Genomic DNA, 15,572 nt, shown 5'->3' with positions numbered 1-15,572 from the left:
TCAAATCGTGTCTGTCATAAACCAACCAATCATCATTTTGGTCGAACCCCAAATGGGGGAAAATATAGGCGCGGCCGCGCGTGCGATGCTTAATTTTGGGTTGACGGAATTGCGACTGGTCAATCCCAGAGACGGCTGGCCCAACGAACGCGCCGTCGCCATGGCGTCCCGGGCGGATCGGGTATTGGAAACTACCAAGATCTTTAAAACCACCGCAGATGCCGTCGCAGACCTCCATTATGTTTACGCAACAACGGCGCGTCAGCGAGATGTTATCAAGAAGGTTTCGACACCAAATGGTGCCGCGGCGGATCTTCGAAAACAGGCTCAATCCGGTAAAGCGACGGGGATATTGTTTGGCAAGGAGAGTGTTGGATTGTCGGCCGATGACGTCACGTTGGCGGACAGCTTGATTTCAGTTCCGTTGAATCCGGAATTTTCATCGATTAATCTGGCACAGGCGGTTTTATTGGTGGGCTACGAATGGTTCCAAACAGCAGATGAAACCCCCGCTCATCAAATGTTGAATGAAGAAAGGCCGGCAACCAAGGAAGAGCTATCGTATTTGTTTGCCAGGATTGAACGTGAATTGGACGCTCGCGGATTTTTTGACCCGATTATCAACCGAAAACCCGTTATATTGCGGAATATGCGCACAATGTTTCAACGGTTGGGATTAATGGAATCCGATGTTCGGGCCTTCCAAGGCGGCGTTAAAGGCCTGAGTATGAAGCTGAAAGATAAGAAAGATGACGGAAATAAATCATAATACGGTCAAAATCGGCGATATAAATATTCATTACGCCGAGAGTGGTACGGAACATCAGGATCTTGTCCTGATGCTGCATGGATTTCCGGAGTTTTGGTATACCTGGCGCAAACAACTCCCGGTCGTCGGTGAAAGCTATCACGCGGTCGCACCTGACATGCGTGGCTATAACCTGTCGGATAAACCCGATGGTATTAAATCCTATCGTATCAATTACTTAATGGCAGATATGTTTGGATTGGCTGAAGCACTAGGATATGAAAAATTCTACCTCGTCGCCCATGATTGGGGGGCCGGCGTTGCCTGGGCCATGGCCATTGCGCATCCGAAGAGAATAAAGGGCCTGATCATCCTGAATGGCCCCCATCCATATATCTTTTCAGAACTTCTATCCAAAAATGACACACAAATCGCGCAAAGCCAATATATGGCCTATTTCCGCAATGAGGGAATAGAAGACGATATGTTGGCGAATGGCTGTGAATGGTTGTTGAAATGGACTTTTGAGACGCATCTTGCGTCGGGACAGATGACCGAAGACGACAAGCACGCCTATCAAGAGGCTTGGACACGGCCGAATGCCCTTAAATCCATGTTGAATTATTACCGGGCTTCGCCTTTGACACCTGCAACCGCCGAGAATAAAGGCAAAGGGTTTGGGTTAAATCCCGATGATTTTGGGGTCAAAGTACCGACGTTGGTGATGTGGGGGGAAAAAGATCATGCCCTGGTTCCCGAAAATTTGGATGGATTGAACGCATTGGTGCCGGATCTGCAGATCATCCGGCTGCCAAATGTGACACATTGGGTTACTCATGAAGCACCTGATATTGTCTCAAAAGAGATCTTGTCATTTGTCGATGAGCAAGCCGGCCAATCCGGCGCCACATAAGGATTGACAAGGTTTTATTGATCAGTATAGTGCGCCGCTTGAGCAAGCCTCGTCGGCATGCCTTTTTCCTATATCGATAGAACTGGATTAAGTTTATGAGCAAGCGCATTCAAGCGAAATACAAAATTGATCGCCGCATGGGTGAAAACCTTTGGGGCCGTCCTAAAAGTCCTGTAAACCGCAGGGAATATGGACCGGGCCAACATGGCCAGGGTCGCCGCGGCAAAATTTCTGACTTCGGTATCCATCTTCGTGCCAAACAGAAACTCAAAGGATATTACGGTAACATTACGGAAAAAAGCTTCCGTCGTCTTTATGCCGAAGCTGTTCGCCTGAAAGGTGATACGTCCGAAAATCTTATTGGTCTTCTGGAACGCCGGCTAGACGCGGTTGTTTACCGCATGAAATTTGTACCAACAGTTTTTGCAGCACGCCAATTCGTCAACCATGGCCATGTTACGGTCAATGGCAAGAAAGTAAATATCGCTTCTTACCAGGTTAAAGTAGGCGACGTTGTCGAAGTTCGTGAGAAGTCCAAACAGATGGGTCTTGTACTGGAAGCTGCTGACAGCGCAGAGCGCGACATTCCTGAATATCTGGATGTGGACCACAAGAAAATGAAGGGAACGTTTAATGCCATCCCTAATTTGTCAGATGTTCCTTACCCAGTTTTGATGGAACCAAACCTGATCGTCGAATTCTATTCTCGCTAATTAGTTAGCCAGAAACAAAAAAGCCGGGCGGATTAATCTCCCCGGCTTTTTTTGTACCTAAAAATAAGGGCCGCTACAGTCCGCCGTCTTTTTTTTCTTCGTTGATGGATTTTTTGACGCGGTTGTAGTCATAAAGGCCGATCAAAAGGACGGTGAGGGACAAGGGAAGCAGAACCCAACCCAACAATCCCAAAAGCTTGTCATCCAGCAATTGAATTAAGGCGACACTTGCCGCACACAGGGCAATGGCCGTCTTCACATAAGCCATGAGGGTTCGCCGGTTCGCCAGCTCTGTTCTATGCACCGCAAGTTTAAAAGTATCGATATTGCGCTTGTCTTGCTGGGTAATTGTGACTCTCCTTAACACGGTTGTGCTTAGTTAAACAAATTTGAACCCGTCAAGACAAGAGGCAAATACACCTGATGTTAAGGTAAGGGGACACTTGTTGGCAAAATTTCCTGAATAAGCTTCTCAGCGCCTCTGTCGACCCTCATCAAAGCGACAGATTTTACGGGAATAGGATTTCCCGCCGTAAAGCTGATTTCTCCCGTAATACCTTGAAATTTTTGCATCGTAGAAAGCGCTTCCCGCACGGCTTGGGCCTCGGTGCTGCCCGCCTTTTCGATGGTCGCAGCGACAAGTTTGACGGTATCATACCCTAAAGCCGTAAAGGCATCTGGCTCATGTCCCGGAAATTTTTTCATAAAAGCAGCGCGAAAAGCGATCACCGCAGGAGATTTGTTATCGGCGCCAACATCGGCATGGGTTGTAAAATAGCTATTGTCTTCGTCCGGGAGTTTTTGCCAGCCTTCGCCGATATCAAATCCATCACCACTCAGGATCGGGACTGTAACGCCCGCCGCTCTTATTTGGGAAACTTCAGAGATAACCTCGTTCGGAGAAGCGGAAAGATAGATTAAATCGGCATCACCGAGATCTGTAAGCAACGCGGGGAAGCTTTCAACCGTATATCCTTTATCTACGGTAATCGTGCCGCCAAGTTCTATGTATCGCGTAACAAAATACTTTCTAAGCAATTCGGTATAAGACATGCCTTGTTTATACAAAACAGCAACTTTTGACGCTTTCAAGGTATTGACGGCCCATTCCGCCGCGGCAGCGGCTTGAACATTGTCGCCATAACAGGCAAGGAATAGGTAGTTTGGAACCTGTTCGGGCAAAAGCGGAGAGGTTGCACCGGATGTTATGAAAGTCCGCTTATGTTTTGCAGCAACATGTGCGGCGGCAAGCACGACATCAGTATCCGACATACCAATAATGACCGGCATATCTGGATTACTGCTAATCAGGGCCTCGGTCTTCCTAGCGATGACCACCGTATCGGTTTCACCATCTTCAAGTAAAAGGTTAACATTTTTCCCTAAAATACCGCCAATACTGTTTAATTCATCGACAGCCAATAAAGCACCTTGGGAAGAAGGTATGTCCAGATTTTGCTGGTCACCGGTCAAATTATAAATGGCACCAATGTTCATTTTTTGCTCACTTCTCTGGCAGGCCGTTATTAGCAAGACAACTAGTAATAATGCTGTCTTAAAAATATGTTTTGAAATCATAATCAGGGTTCAACATTACTGAAAATTACTCGTAAATGTCTAGTTTTGGATTTACCAGCGACCGGGTAGGCTGATCTGCGCCGGTAATTATTGCAATGGCACCGCTTATCCGAACACGTTTTTCCGCCACTAATTTAAGGGCAAGCGGGTAAATTAGATGTTCCTGTTCCAGGATACGGGCAGCTAAGCTATCTGCCGTGTCATCTTGTAAAATTGGAACGGCTGCCTGGCTGATGATGGGGCCGTCATCCATTTCAGGACGGACAAAATGGACAGTGCAACCGGTAAACCGGGTTCCGGATTCAATGGCTCTCTCATGGACATGGAGCCCTTTGAAAGCGGGGAGAAGGGAGGGGTGAATATTCAGGATACGGTCCCGCCAGCGATTGACAAATTCGGCCGTTAAAAGACGCATGAAGCCAGCGAGACAAATGAGATCAACATCCAGTTCGGAAAGATATTCCGTAAGTTGGGCTTCAAAGGTCTCGCGGTCTTCGAAATCGCGGTGATCAATTACGCGCGTAGAAATACTGTTCTCTGCCGCGAATTTAAGACCGGCTGCTTCGAGATTATTAGAGATAACGGTGACTATTTCAGCTGGAAAATTTTCAGCAGCACAAGCTTTCACCAAGGATTGCATATTGCTCCCACGGGATGAAATGAGAACCGCAACCCTTAATTTTGCCACGTCGTTTCCAACTCATTCATGTTTACTTGCTCTTCATCACCAACGCGCTTGCGCAGATAGCCAACGGAAAAAACGGTTTCTCCAGCATTTGTCAGCATTTCAATGGCTTGTTTCTCATTTTCAGGAGAAACCGCCACGACCATTCCAAGGCCGCAATTGAACGTTGTTGCTAACTCTCGCGGAGCAATGTTTCCAATTTGGGCCAACCAGCTGAAGAGTGGCGGTAGGGCCCAGGATGTTGCATCAATCTCCGCGACCAAGGATTTAGGCAGGATACGAGGTATATTCTCGTAAAGGCCACCGCCGGTAATGTGCGATAGCGCTTTTATATGTCCTGCCCGGATCGCTTGGAGACAACTCTTCACATAGATTCGCGTCGGAGCAATAAGCGCATCGCCGAGGGACTGTTGCGAATCAAAAGGAGCAGTGTCCGAGTAATTCAGATCAAAATCCACGACAAGTTTTCGAATTAGCGAAAATCCGTTTGAGTGGACACCCGAGGACGCTAGGCCCAAAAGAATATCACCGTCATTCAACTGGTTTGCCTGAAGAAGTTGATCTCGTTCTACAGCACCGACCGTGAAACCGGCTAGGTCATAATCACCTGCGGCATACATACCCGGCATTTCGGCAGTTTCACCGCCAATCAGGGCACAGCCAGCTTGTTTGCACCCTTCCGCAATTCCGGAAATGATGGTGCTCGCCGCGGAGACATCAAGCCCACCGGTTGCGAAGTAATCAAGGAAAAACAAGGGCTCAGCGCCTTGAACAACCAAATCGTTGACGCACATCGCCACTAGATCAATACCGACTGTATCATGGCGATCCATATCAATCGCAACTTTCAGTTTTGTGCCGACACCATCGGTGGCCGAGACAAGAAGGGGATCTTTAAATCCTGCTGCTTTCGGATCAAAAATTGCTCCAAATCCACCTAGATCGGCATTAGCTCCAGATCTTCTTGTGGCCGCGGCAAGGGGTTTTATAGTATCAACGAGGGAGTTCCCTGCATCAATATCAACACCTGCTTCTTTGTAACTGTAACTTTTTTTGGAGCTATCGTTCTTCATAAGATATGCTACACCCAACCAGTAGTTTATGCTTGGCTCAACATACTTTTTTTCCAGTGGTTTGCAATGACGGATACCAAACGATTTCTAAGTAATATTATGCATCAGGCAGTTTGCGTGCTGTTTATTGCAGTTCTTTCAACATTTCCAGTTTATGCGGCTGAGAATGAGCAATATACCGTAAGAGGGATTGCCGTCGACGCGACAGCGGCAAGTACGCCTCTAGCGCAGACAAAGGCTATTACTATCGGACAGCGAAGGGCTTTAAACGCTCTGCTGCGAAAACTCATTCCCGCATCCTACCATATGGACATTCCTATCCTACAGGATGAGGATATCACACCTTTGGTCGCCGGGTTTCAGGTTGCGGGCGAGCGCACGGCGCCGCAACGTTATCTTGCGGATCTGACGTTTGAATTTAAACGTCAGGAGATTCGGGATATTTTGCGAAGTGCAAACCTACCATTTTCCGAAGCAGTCGCAAAACCCTTGTTAGTTCTTCCTATTTTTAACAATGGCGAACGAAAAGTTCTCTGGGAAGAACCCAATCCATGGCGTACTGCCTGGGTAGATGTCATCGACTATGGCATCAGACCAGAAATTGCGGAAGTTAATCTTGATGATGCCGCTCAGGCGCTATCGCAACCTGTTACTGTTCCGGCCGGTGATTTTGCCGATATCCAGGCTATTGATGCGCGACAAGCTGCTTCCCTCGATGAAGACGCAATTGGTATCATTGAAAGTACTTATGACACAGTCGGTACGTTGGTTATCAGCGCTACCCTCCGTGAAGATCAGGATGGAGGCCTTGTTCTGGACATTTCAAGGCAACGTAGCGGACAATTTTCAGCCACTGTAATTGATTCGTATAAAGGTATTGATGATCCAGATTTTTTGATGCAAAGCGCTATTCTTGATATTTTGCAGAAACAACAGGAAGACTGGAAACAGCAAAACATTATTGATTTCAGTGTTGAGAATACTCTTGCGGTTACAACGACGATCACTGGACTAGAAGATTGGCTTCGTATCCAGGAGAAGGTGAAAAACTTGTCTTCGGTAAGCGGCATTCGAACTGTTGATCTATCAATAGCAAAAGCTTTCTGGCATATCACTTTTCTCGGGAGTATGGATCAACTGAAGGTTTCACTGGCGCAACAAGACCTTCAATTGGTCGACAATAGCGGCTATTGGACACTTGATTCTGCTCAGAACTGATTGAAGTCTAATTTTAATTTCGAGAACAGGGCTTACTGTGAATATCCCCAATAGCATTACATTGTTTCGCATGATGCTCGTGCCTGTAATCGTCTGGCTTATCTTACGTGAACAGATGCTGGCGGCTTTTATCGTGTTCTTGATCGCCGGTGTGACTGACGCTCTGGACGGATTAATAGCAAAACAGTTTGATTTAGTAACACCATTAGGCACGTATCTTGATCCATTGGCTGATAAGGTATTACTGGTATCCATATACGTTACTTTGGGAATTCAAGAATTTCTTCCAAGTTGGTTGGTTATTTTGGTGGTTAGTCGTGATATCCTGATCGTCGGCGGGATATTGCTGACCTTTTTAATGGAGCTAAACCTTGAAATAGCTCCCTCGAAAATCAGTAAATTTAATACGTTCTGTCAGATTATTTTGGCGGCTTTGATTCTAGGGGATCGCGGGTTGAATCTTGGTGACAGTTTTATAATTGTCATTTGTATTTACGCAGTCGCCATAACAACTGTCCTCTCTGGGCATAATTATATTTTGCAATGGTCGCGGCAGAATAGTTAGAGATAGAAAATACTGACAACCTAACCTGGAGAAAGCCTGCGATGTCGTTAAAACAACATATGAAATTTTGGGCTATTTTTGTTACACTATTTGTTCTCTTTCTCTTACTTTTAAGCAATATCCTTCTTCCTTTTATTCTGGGAATGGCGGTCGCGTATTTTCTTGATCCCGTTGCCGATAAACTAGAAGACCTTGGTGTCAATAGATCTATAGCCACGGCTATTATAATCGGCGTTTTTGTATTGCTCGTTGTATTGATGATGATCTTGTTAGTTCCTGTGTTGATTGAGCAGTTATTAGGCTTCTTAAATAGATTGCCCGGCTATATCGCGCGGCTACATGCATTCCTCATGCCGATTGTTGAGCGGTTCGTTGATGTAAATGACCTGCAACAGAACGAGGAAATTAAGAAATCTCTTGCTCTTTACGCAGCAGAGGCCGTTAAAAGTCTCGGGACACTATCTAAAAATATCATCGGTGGCGGCTTGGCGTTAGTTAATGCCATAACTCTTTTGGTCATTACACCCGTCGTCGCATTTTACCTGTTGCGAGACTGGGATCGCATTGTGGAAAAAGTAAACAGTTGGCTACCTGTTAAAAATGCCCATGAGGTCAGGCGCCTAGCAAAAGAGATTGACGACGTTCTTGCAGGTTTTGTGCGCGGGCAGGCAACGGTCTGCCTGATATTGTCGCTTTACTACGGCATTGCGTTAATGGTTTCTGGTTTGGAATTCGGACTGACAATTGGAATAATAACAGGAATGATTTCCTTTATACCGTTTGTCGGTGCAATTATCGGGGCTGTCGCCTCTATTGGGATCGCATTAGTGCAATTCTGGCCGGATTTTTTCATGATAGGTATCATTGGGGTTATCTACGTCGTCGGACAGGTATTAGAGGGATATGTCCTTACGCCAAATATGGTAGGTGAACGCGTTGGTCTTCATCCTGTATGGGTGATGTTTGGATTGCTTGCAGGCGGCAGCCTTTTTGGGTTTGTTGGTGTTTTGATCGCGGTTCCGATGGCTGCGGTCGTTGGCGTTCTTAGCCGTTTCTCCATACGGCAGTATTTGGAAAGTCCACTATACGGTGCCCCGCCACCTGTTCCAGAAGAAGAAAAAAAGTAGTCTTAACCGCCAAAACTCGACAAAAGAACGCACCTTATGGAAGCTTCACAAATTCCTATGAATTTCACATTTCGTTCGGCAGATGGTCGGGACGATTTCCTTGTCGCGACGCCGAACGAAGAAGCTGTAGGATGGATAGATAAGTGGCCCGCATGGCCAGGCGGGCACCTAATATTGAATGGGCCTAAAGGATGCGGTAAATCACATCTCGCCGGTGTGTGGCAAACAATGTCCGGGGCCAAATATTTCAAGGCGTCAGATTTGGCCGGGTTGACGATAGAGGAACTAACAGACATCGCGTCTACGCCTGTGTTGTGCGAGGATGCGGATGTGGGAATGCCAGAAACAGAGTTGTTTCATCTGTTTAATTTATTGGTCGAAAACAAAAATAGTATGCTCATTACTGCCGGCAAGTCACCTAAACAATGGAATCTAACTCTACCGGATTTGAAATCTCGAATAGGAACAATACCAATTGCCAAGATTGGTGAACCGGACGATCAATTGTTTGCAGCATTGGTCGTCAAACATTTTTCTGATCGACAGCTTGCGGTAACACCAGATGTCGTTCAGTATTTACTTGTTAGGATTGAACGTTCTTTTGCCGAAATTGCGAGGGTAGTTTCAATTTTGGATAAGCGGGCGCTCGCACAAAAAAGAAAAATTAGCATTCCCCTGATACGGGAAGTCTTATTGGAAGAACAGGGAAATTGAAATGGATTTAGGATTATCTGGTAAATGGGCTATTGTTTGTGCATCAAGCAAAGGCTTGGGCCGTGGATGTGCCGAAGCGTTGGCGGAAGAGGGCGTCAATCTTGTTATTACCGCGCGCACCGAGTCTACCTTGAATGAAACGGCCGCTTTTATTCGCGGCAAATGGGATGTCGAGGTAAAGGCGCTCACGGGTGATATAACAACCCCAGAAGGTCGAAGCGACGTACTTAATGCTTGTCCAAATCCTGATATTTTAGTGAATAATGCGGGGGGGCCACCTCCCGGAGATTTTCAAGATTGGTCAACCGATGATTGGATGAAGGCACTCAACGCCAATATGCTCACGCCGATTGAACTGATAAAGGCAACAGTTGGTGGCATGCGAGAGCGTAAATTCGGACGCATTATAAATATTACCTCTGCCGCCGTTAAAGCGCCCATTGATATTCTGGGATTGTCGAATGGGGCTAGAGCCGGATTAACAGGTTTTGTAGCAGGTATAGCAAGAAAAACGGTAATTGATAACGTGACGATTAATGCACTCCTTCCCGGACCATTTGACACTGATCGACTAAAAAGTAATTTTGAAACTGTGGCAAAATCTTCTGGAAAGCCTATCGAACAATTGCGCAAAGAACGTGCAGCGGGAAATCCGGCCGGGCGATTTGGGACAGCAGAAGAATTCGGGGCGGCCTGCGCTTTTTTATGTAGTGACAAGGCCGGGTTTATTACCGGTCAAAATCTATTATTGGATGGCGGGGCGTTTCCGGGCACTTTGTAAGTGTAATAATTTTGTGGAGAAAACGAAATGTTGCTTAATAAGGGATTACTTTTAGCAGGTGTGGCTTCTCTTTCGCTTCTGGCATCGGTGGCATCAGCTGATGTTACTGGCGTTTGGTCAACTGTTGAAGGCAAGAGCCATGTTAAAATTGAACCTTGCGGGGATAAGTTTTGCGGTAAAATTGTTTGGTTGAAGGAGCCAAATAATCCGGAAGGCAAGCCAAAAAAGGATCTTAATAATACGGAAAAATCTCTAAAAACCCGCCCAATTCTAGGCTTGGAACTATTAAGTGGTTTTACACCAGAATCCAAGACGGAATGGGAAGATGGGACAATCTACAATCCGGAAGACGGAAAAACTTACAGCTCTACTTTGACAATTGCAAAGTCAGGCGTGCTTGAGGTTGAAGGCTGTGTCTTGTTTTTGTGCAAAACGCAGGTTTGGAAGAAGGTAGAATGATTTTTTACCTTTTTGGGCTATCTTCATTAGTTATTTGAAAGGAAACAGCTTAATTGTCATAAAATCGTGACATGTTGATTGATATTGTATGGGACAATCGGTTTATTGTGGGAAATGGTAATGGCTCCGTCGTCAGACATCGTATCGGAAACTCCTGAGCAGGAAAATTTGATGGAAAGTAAAGGTCGGTTCATCAATCGTGAACTTTCGTGGCTTTCCTTCAATGATCGTGTTCTTCAGGAGGGCGCCAATACGGCCCACCCGTTACTTGAAAGATTGCGTTTTTTGTCCATTTCTGCGGCTAATCTTGACGAATTTTATATGGTCCGGGTGGCGGGTCTTTGGGGCCAAATCAAAGCACATATTAAAACACTGAGTGATGACGGGCTTACTCCAATCCAACAATTGGAAAAAGTAGATTACCAAGCGAAACTACTTATCAATCAACAACAAGTGCAGTGGAAAAGTCTACTTGGAGAGCTTCGCGCTGAAGGCGTCTCGGTTGTTACCCATGACGAGCTAAATAAAGAAGATTTAGACTGGCTTAAAGGCCATTTCGAAACACAAATATATCCCATTCTAACCCCGATGGCATTGGATCCGGCGCATCCTTTCCCCTTTATTCAGAATTTGGGCTTTGGAATGTTTCTGGAACTCGTTCGTAAAAATGACGAACGCAAACTCAAGGCTCTACTCTTGTTACCTCAAACGCTGGCTAGATTTACACGATTACCTGGAGACGAGATAAGATATATAAGCCTGGAAAATATCGTGACTCTGTTTCTAGGCCACTTTTTCCCAGGATATACTGTCGCTGGTCAGGGTCTCTTTCGTTTGGTAAGAGACAGCGATATTGAAGTTGAAGAAGAGGCAGAGGATTTGGTCCGCCTGTTTGAGACCGCTCTCAAACGCCGAAGACGGGGAAGCGTCATTCGCCTTAAAGTCGACGCTGATATGCCCCAGTCCTTTATTGACTTCCTGGTCGCAGAACTGGAATTGGATCGACGCGCAATTGTCGTTGTCGATGGATTATTGGGATTGTCAGATACGTCAAAACTGATCACCGATGAACGGCCTGATTTGTGTTTCACGCCACATACGCCGCGCTATCCTGAACGTGTACGTGAAACCGGCGGCGATATTTTTGCAGCGATAAGCAATAAAGATTTTGTCGTGCATCACCCTTATGAGAGTTTTGATGCCGTGGTACATTTTATACGGCAAGCTGCCGCAGACCCAAATGTAATTGCAATAAAACATACGCTCTACCGAACTTCATCTGACAGTCCGGTTGTGAGTGCGTTGGTTGAAGCGGCTGAATCCGGAAAATCTGTAACAGTTTTAATTGAATTGAAAGCACGGTTTGACGAAGCGGCAAATATCAAATGGGCGCGTGACCTTGAACGGGCAGGAGCTCAGGTTATTTATGGATTCTTAGACCTAAAAACGCATTCAAAAGTATCGGCGGTTGTACGACGGGAAGGGAAATTCCTAAAAACTTACATGCATTTTGGAACAGGGAACTACCATCCTGTAAACGCATTGGTGTATTCGGATCTTTCGCTTTTTACTGCGGACCCTGAACTGGCGAAAGACGTTTCTTTGATGTTTAACTACATTACGGGGTACGCAAAACCAAAAGGACTGACAAAATTAATTCTATCTCCTTACAGTTTGCGCGATTCATTGATCGACATGATTGAAGATGAAATTAAGTTTGCGAAACAAGGTAAACCTGCCGGTGTCTGGGCAAAATTAAATTCGCTGGTTGATCCAAAAATTATTGATACATTGTATAAAGCGAGCAATGCCGGTGTTGAAATCAGATTGATTATTCGCGGTATTTGTTGCCTGAGACCCGGAATAAAAGGGCTGTCAGAAAATATCCATGTAACGAGCATTGTCGGAAGGTTTCTCGAACATTCACGTATGGTGTGTTTTGGAGCAGGTAAAAAACTGCCGTCTCCGGATGCAAAGGTTTTTATTTCATCGGCGGACTGGATGCAGAGAAATTTTGACCGACGTGTGGAAACATTGGTACCTGTGACTAATCCAACAGTACATCAACAAGTCTTAGACCAGATTATGGTCGCTTGTTTGAAAGACACGGCGCAATGTTGGCGTCTGGCGGAAAACGGAATATATCGGCGGGTCGACGGTGGAAAAAAACCTTTTTCAGCCCATAATTATTTCATGACTAACCCGTCTTTATCTGGACGCGGCAAAGCATTGAGGGTAAAGGATCCTGTACCCAAACTTGTTCCACCAAGTTAATTTTACCTTTGTTATGTTATAGGTGTTGATAAAAATGGAAGATCGGGACAGAGACTTAGATCCTGTTGTAAAACAGTCGGATAGATCTACTGCGGTCATTGATATCGGTTCAAACTCTGTTCGTTTAGTAGTTTTTGATGGACCTAAGCGTGTACCTCTTCCAAAATTTAATGAAAAAGTGCTTTGCGGCCTGGGACAGGATCTTGGAACCACAGGACTCCTGGGTGAGGGAGCCATGAAAGACGCTATTACGGCTCTTCGCCGATACTCGGCCTTGGTAAACCAGATGGGAATAGAACGCGTTATGGTCGCAGCGACAGCTGCTGTGCGCGAAGCCATAAATGGATCAGAATTTGTGTCAGAGATCGAACAGGAGTGTGATCTTAACGTTCAGGTTCTGAGCGGAAAACAAGAAGCTCGATATGCGGGACTGGGTGTACTTTCGGGAATACCTCATGCGGACGGTGTGGTCGGCGATTTGGGCGGTGGTAGTTTGGAACTTGTTGGTTTATCTGGCGGTCGTATTAACGAAACTGCCACATTACCACTTGGCGCGTTGAGATTATCGAACATGTATATGTCGGATAAGAGATTAAGAAAGGCAATTACCAAAAAAATTGACGGTGTTGACTGGTTGGAACCTATTCCGACAAGGAATTTTTATGTCGTGGGTGGTGGCTGGAGAAGCTTAGCCAAATATCATATTTCTAAAACTGGCTATCCGTTGAATATAGTGCACAATTATAGATTGTCTCTGCCAGATATTATTGATTTGTTGGACGAAATCATTGCAATGGACGATGAAACCTTGGCCTCGACACCGGGTATTGCGAAAAGCCGGGCCGGTACATTGAAAACCTCCGCGATCATCATGCAAATCGTCCTTGAAAAGATCACCCCTAAACATGTTATTTTTTCAGGTAACGGCTTGCGGGAAGGGATGCTTTTTTCTGAACTGAAAAAATCAGTTCGAAAACGCGACCCTCTCATGGAGGCTTGCCGTGATATGGCTGCCCGGGAAGGCCGGTTCGCAGAACATGGGGAAGAAATTTATGAGTGGATCCAGGACCTCGTCGAAAATGCTGACGTAAAAGGAAATTATTTAGCTTTGGCGGCATCAACGCTAAGTGATATTGCATGGTGGGTAAGCCCTGATTACCGTGCGGCACAAGCCTTCAGAAGGATATTTCGCGCGCCATTCAATGGAATTGGCCATAGAGGGCGGGCAATTGTAGCTCTTGCTGTCTACGCGCGATACAGAGGCAATTTTTCAGGTAGCGCGCCAGATAATAGCTTAACATTGCTGAGTGAATCTGAGGCAAAAGACGCTTTGACACTCGGTTTAGCCTTGCGGCTTTCTCATACATTAAGTGGCGGAACAATGGGAATACTTAGCCGAACAAAACTTCGGGTGGCGCCGACGGAGATCATTTTAGAAGTACCCGAAGATTTATCTAACTTGCTCGGCGTTCATGTGTCCGGTCGGTTGAAGGCTTTAGCCCATGCCTTTGAAAAAGAATATAAAATCAGTATTATTCCAAACGAATAATTTTTATTTTTCCGGATTCCGATGCCAAGGCAATTTTACCCATTTTAAGTTGAAGCGCTAGATTACCAAATATCTCTCGTCTCCAACCTTTAAGTGCGGGAACATCTGCGTCGTCGTCAATGGCGATTTTTTCCAAATCTGCTGCATTGCAAATGAGTTTCTGTGCGACGTCATTCTCTTCGCAGCACTGTTTCAAAACGACCCGCAGTAAATCCATGAGAGGTCCCGTTCCTTTAGGCGCCATCTCTTTTTTCTTTACAATTGGGCACTGATCTGCGGGTAAATTGACTCCCTTCTTTACCGCTTCAAGTAAACCATTTCCCATATTACCGTTGGAAAACCGTTGCCCAATTCCACGCACATGTGAAAGCTTTTCCGGTGAAGAAGGAGGGTTGGACGCTATTTCAAGAAGAGATTCATCTTTCAAGACACGACTGCGAGGAATATTCTGTTTATGGGCCTGTTCTTCCCGCCATCCAGCGATAGCCTGCAAAATTCCTAGAAATTTCGGATGGGTATTGCGAGACTTTATACGCTTCCAGGCGTTTTCCGGCGGGGTAAAATAGGTTTCTGCAGATTTCAGTATTTCCATTTCTGATTTTACCCATTCCGTACGACTAGTTTCTGCTAGCTTGGCGGCAAGGAATTTATAAACATCGCGCAGATGGGTGACATCGGCTTCTGCGTAAGTAAGTTGTTTTTCGGAAAGAGGGCGTCGAGACCAATCCGTAAAGCGAGATGATTTATCGATTGATTTACCGACGATTTTTGAAACCAGCGTGTCATACCCAACAGATTCACCAAAACCGCAAACCATGGCGGCAACTTGAGTATCAAATATTGGTGTTGGAACCTTGCCATTCAAATGAAAGAAAATCTCTAAATCTTGCCGACCGGCATGGAAGATTTTTAAAACATCTTCATTTTGCATTAACTCGAAGAGCGGCTTTAGGTCAATTCCATCTGCCATCGGATCAATGATAGCAGATTCATCCTCACTTGCTATTTGGATAAGGCACAGGATGGGCCAAAATGTGCTTTCTCTTAAAAATTCAGTATCGATGGTTACGTGAGGATGCTTTTTAAGCCGCAACACAAGAGCAGCGAGATCCGATGTATTCGTGATTATTTGCATTATTCATCAAGCCATTTTGGAGGAAAAATGGCCACGTTCA

General features: G+C 45.6%; 16 protein-coding genes. 11 read left to right on the top strand and 5 right to left on the bottom strand.

Translation table 11 applies throughout. The features are described from left to right. Nucleotides 1-7 precede the first annotated feature (7 nt). The 3 genes from V7723_RS02935 (at nt 8) to rpsD (ending at nt 2,374) form a co-directional block, all read left to right on the top strand. On the top strand, nt 8-769 hold the full coding sequence (locus V7723_RS02935; protein WP_335682924.1) for an RNA methyltransferase: 762 nt from the start codon (nt 8-10) through the stop codon (nt 767-769). Further along, complete coding sequence (locus V7723_RS02930) at nt 750-1,661, top strand: alpha/beta fold hydrolase (RefSeq protein WP_335682923.1); 912 nt, start codon at nt 750-752, stop codon at nt 1,659-1,661. The genes V7723_RS02935 and V7723_RS02930 overlap by 20 nt, the downstream gene beginning before the upstream one ends. A gap of 95 nt (nt 1,662-1,756) precedes the next feature. Next, the gene (gene rpsD / locus V7723_RS02925; RefSeq protein ID WP_335682922.1) at nt 1,757-2,374 is read left to right on the top strand and encodes a 30S ribosomal protein S4; all 618 of its coding nucleotides are present in this window, start codon (nt 1,757-1,759) and stop codon (nt 2,372-2,374) included. A gap of 73 nt (nt 2,375-2,447) precedes the next feature. On the opposite strand, the gene V7723_RS02920 is transcribed toward rpsD, so the two are convergent. The 4 genes from V7723_RS02920 to purM form a co-directional block, all read right to left on the bottom strand. Beyond that, a complete protein-coding gene (locus tag V7723_RS02920; RefSeq protein ID WP_335682943.1) occupies nt 2,448-2,678 on the bottom strand; it encodes a DUF202 domain-containing protein in 231 nt (76 codons plus the stop codon). A 122-nt stretch (nt 2,679-2,800) separates the two neighbouring features. Beyond that, nucleotides 2,801-3,871, bottom strand: coding sequence for an ABC transporter substrate-binding protein (locus tag V7723_RS02915; RefSeq protein ID WP_335682921.1), 1,071 nt, complete (start codon nt 3,869-3,871; stop codon nt 2,801-2,803). A gap of 106 nt (nt 3,872-3,977) precedes the next feature. After that, entirely contained in the window at nt 3,978-4,640 is a 663-nt protein-coding gene (gene purN, locus V7723_RS02910; protein ID WP_335682919.1) for a phosphoribosylglycinamide formyltransferase, read from the bottom strand. Next, the gene (purM, locus tag V7723_RS02905) at nt 4,628-5,710 is read right to left on the bottom strand and encodes a phosphoribosylformylglycinamidine cyclo-ligase (RefSeq protein ID WP_335682918.1); all 1,083 of its coding nucleotides are present in this window, start codon (nt 5,708-5,710) and stop codon (nt 4,628-4,630) included. Before purM ends, purN begins: the two co-directional genes overlap by 13 nt. A 66-nt stretch (nt 5,711-5,776) precedes the next feature. Between purM and V7723_RS02900 the strand changes: the two genes are divergently transcribed. The 8 genes from V7723_RS02900 to V7723_RS02865 all read left to right on the top strand — a co-directional run bounded on the left by V7723_RS02900 (nt 5,777) and on the right by V7723_RS02865 (nt 14,397). After that, nucleotides 5,777-6,928 (top strand): DUF2066 domain-containing protein, encoded by a 1,152-nt coding sequence (locus V7723_RS02900; protein WP_335682917.1) that lies wholly within the window; start codon nt 5,777-5,779, stop codon nt 6,926-6,928. A 37-nt stretch (nt 6,929-6,965) separates the two neighbouring features. Next, nucleotides 6,966-7,493, top strand: coding sequence for a CDP-alcohol phosphatidyltransferase family protein (locus V7723_RS02895; RefSeq protein ID WP_335682915.1), 528 nt, complete (start codon nt 6,966-6,968; stop codon nt 7,491-7,493). A gap of 41 nt (nt 7,494-7,534) precedes the next feature. Further along, nucleotides 7,535-8,620 (top strand): AI-2E family transporter, encoded by a 1,086-nt coding sequence (locus V7723_RS02890; protein ID WP_335682914.1) that lies wholly within the window; start codon nt 7,535-7,537, stop codon nt 8,618-8,620. 36 nt (nt 8,621-8,656) lie between these two features. Next, entirely contained in the window at nt 8,657-9,334 is a 678-nt protein-coding gene (locus V7723_RS02885; protein ID WP_335682913.1) for an HdaA/DnaA family protein, read from the top strand. Nucleotide 9,335: 1 nt separating this feature from the next. Next, nucleotides 9,336-10,115, top strand: a complete 780-nt coding sequence (locus tag V7723_RS02880; RefSeq protein WP_335682912.1) for an SDR family oxidoreductase — start codon at nt 9,336-9,338, stop codon at nt 10,113-10,115. Between the two features lie 27 nt (nt 10,116-10,142). Next, entirely contained in the window at nt 10,143-10,574 is a 432-nt protein-coding gene (locus V7723_RS02875; protein ID WP_335682911.1) for a DUF2147 domain-containing protein, read from the top strand. 114 nt (nt 10,575-10,688) lie between these two features. Further along, a complete protein-coding gene (locus V7723_RS02870) occupies nt 10,689-12,848 on the top strand; it encodes an RNA degradosome polyphosphate kinase (RefSeq protein WP_443024172.1) in 2,160 nt (719 codons plus the stop codon). A 34-nt stretch (nt 12,849-12,882) separates the two neighbouring features. Next, nucleotides 12,883-14,397 (top strand): Ppx/GppA phosphatase family protein, encoded by a 1,515-nt coding sequence (locus tag V7723_RS02865; RefSeq protein ID WP_335682909.1) that lies wholly within the window; start codon nt 12,883-12,885, stop codon nt 14,395-14,397. Here the strand turns inward: V7723_RS02865 and rnd are convergent. Beyond that, entirely contained in the window at nt 14,381-15,532 is a 1,152-nt protein-coding gene (gene rnd, locus V7723_RS02860; protein ID WP_335682908.1) for a ribonuclease D, read from the bottom strand. The genes V7723_RS02865 and rnd overlap by 17 nt on opposite strands. Nucleotides 15,533-15,572 lie beyond the last annotated feature (40 nt).

It is taken from the genome of Sneathiella sp. (assembly GCF_036960985.1).
Lineage (GTDB): Bacteria > Pseudomonadota > Alphaproteobacteria > Sneathiellales > Sneathiellaceae > Sneathiella.
Note: the sequence above shows the minus strand (reverse complement) of the source record. Positions and strands in the feature narration are given on the sequence as shown.

Bases quoted from the DNA above. Each gene is read 5' to 3' on its own strand.
- V7723_RS02930 (WP_335682923.1), top strand. From the start codon at position 750: ATGACGGAAATAAATCATAATACGGTCAAAATCGGCGATATAAATATT.
- rpsD (WP_335682922.1), top strand. From the start codon at position 1,757: ATGAGCAAGCGCATTCAAGCGAAATACAAAATTGATCGCCGCATGGGT.
- V7723_RS02915 (WP_335682921.1), bottom strand. From the start codon at position 3,871: ATGAACATTGGTGCCATTTATAATTTGACCGGTGACCAGCAAAATCTG.
- purM (WP_335682918.1), bottom strand. From the start codon at position 5,710: ATGAAGAACGATAGCTCCAAAAAAAGTTACAGTTACAAAGAAGCAGGT.
- V7723_RS02900 (WP_335682917.1), top strand. From the start codon at position 5,777: ATGACGGATACCAAACGATTTCTAAGTAATATTATGCATCAGGCAGTT.
- V7723_RS02890 (WP_335682914.1), top strand. From the start codon at position 7,535: ATGTCGTTAAAACAACATATGAAATTTTGGGCTATTTTTGTTACACTA.
- V7723_RS02885 (WP_335682913.1), top strand. From the start codon at position 8,657: ATGGAAGCTTCACAAATTCCTATGAATTTCACATTTCGTTCGGCAGAT.
- V7723_RS02880 (WP_335682912.1), top strand. From the start codon at position 9,336: ATGGATTTAGGATTATCTGGTAAATGGGCTATTGTTTGTGCATCAAGC.
- V7723_RS02875 (WP_335682911.1), top strand. From the start codon at position 10,143: ATGTTGCTTAATAAGGGATTACTTTTAGCAGGTGTGGCTTCTCTTTCG.
- V7723_RS02870 (WP_443024172.1), top strand. From the start codon at position 10,689: ATGGTAATGGCTCCGTCGTCAGACATCGTATCGGAAACTCCTGAGCAG.
- V7723_RS02865 (WP_335682909.1), top strand. From the start codon at position 12,883: ATGGAAGATCGGGACAGAGACTTAGATCCTGTTGTAAAACAGTCGGAT.
- rnd (WP_335682908.1), bottom strand. From the start codon at position 15,532: ATGCAAATAATCACGAATACATCGGATCTCGCTGCTCTTGTGTTGCGG.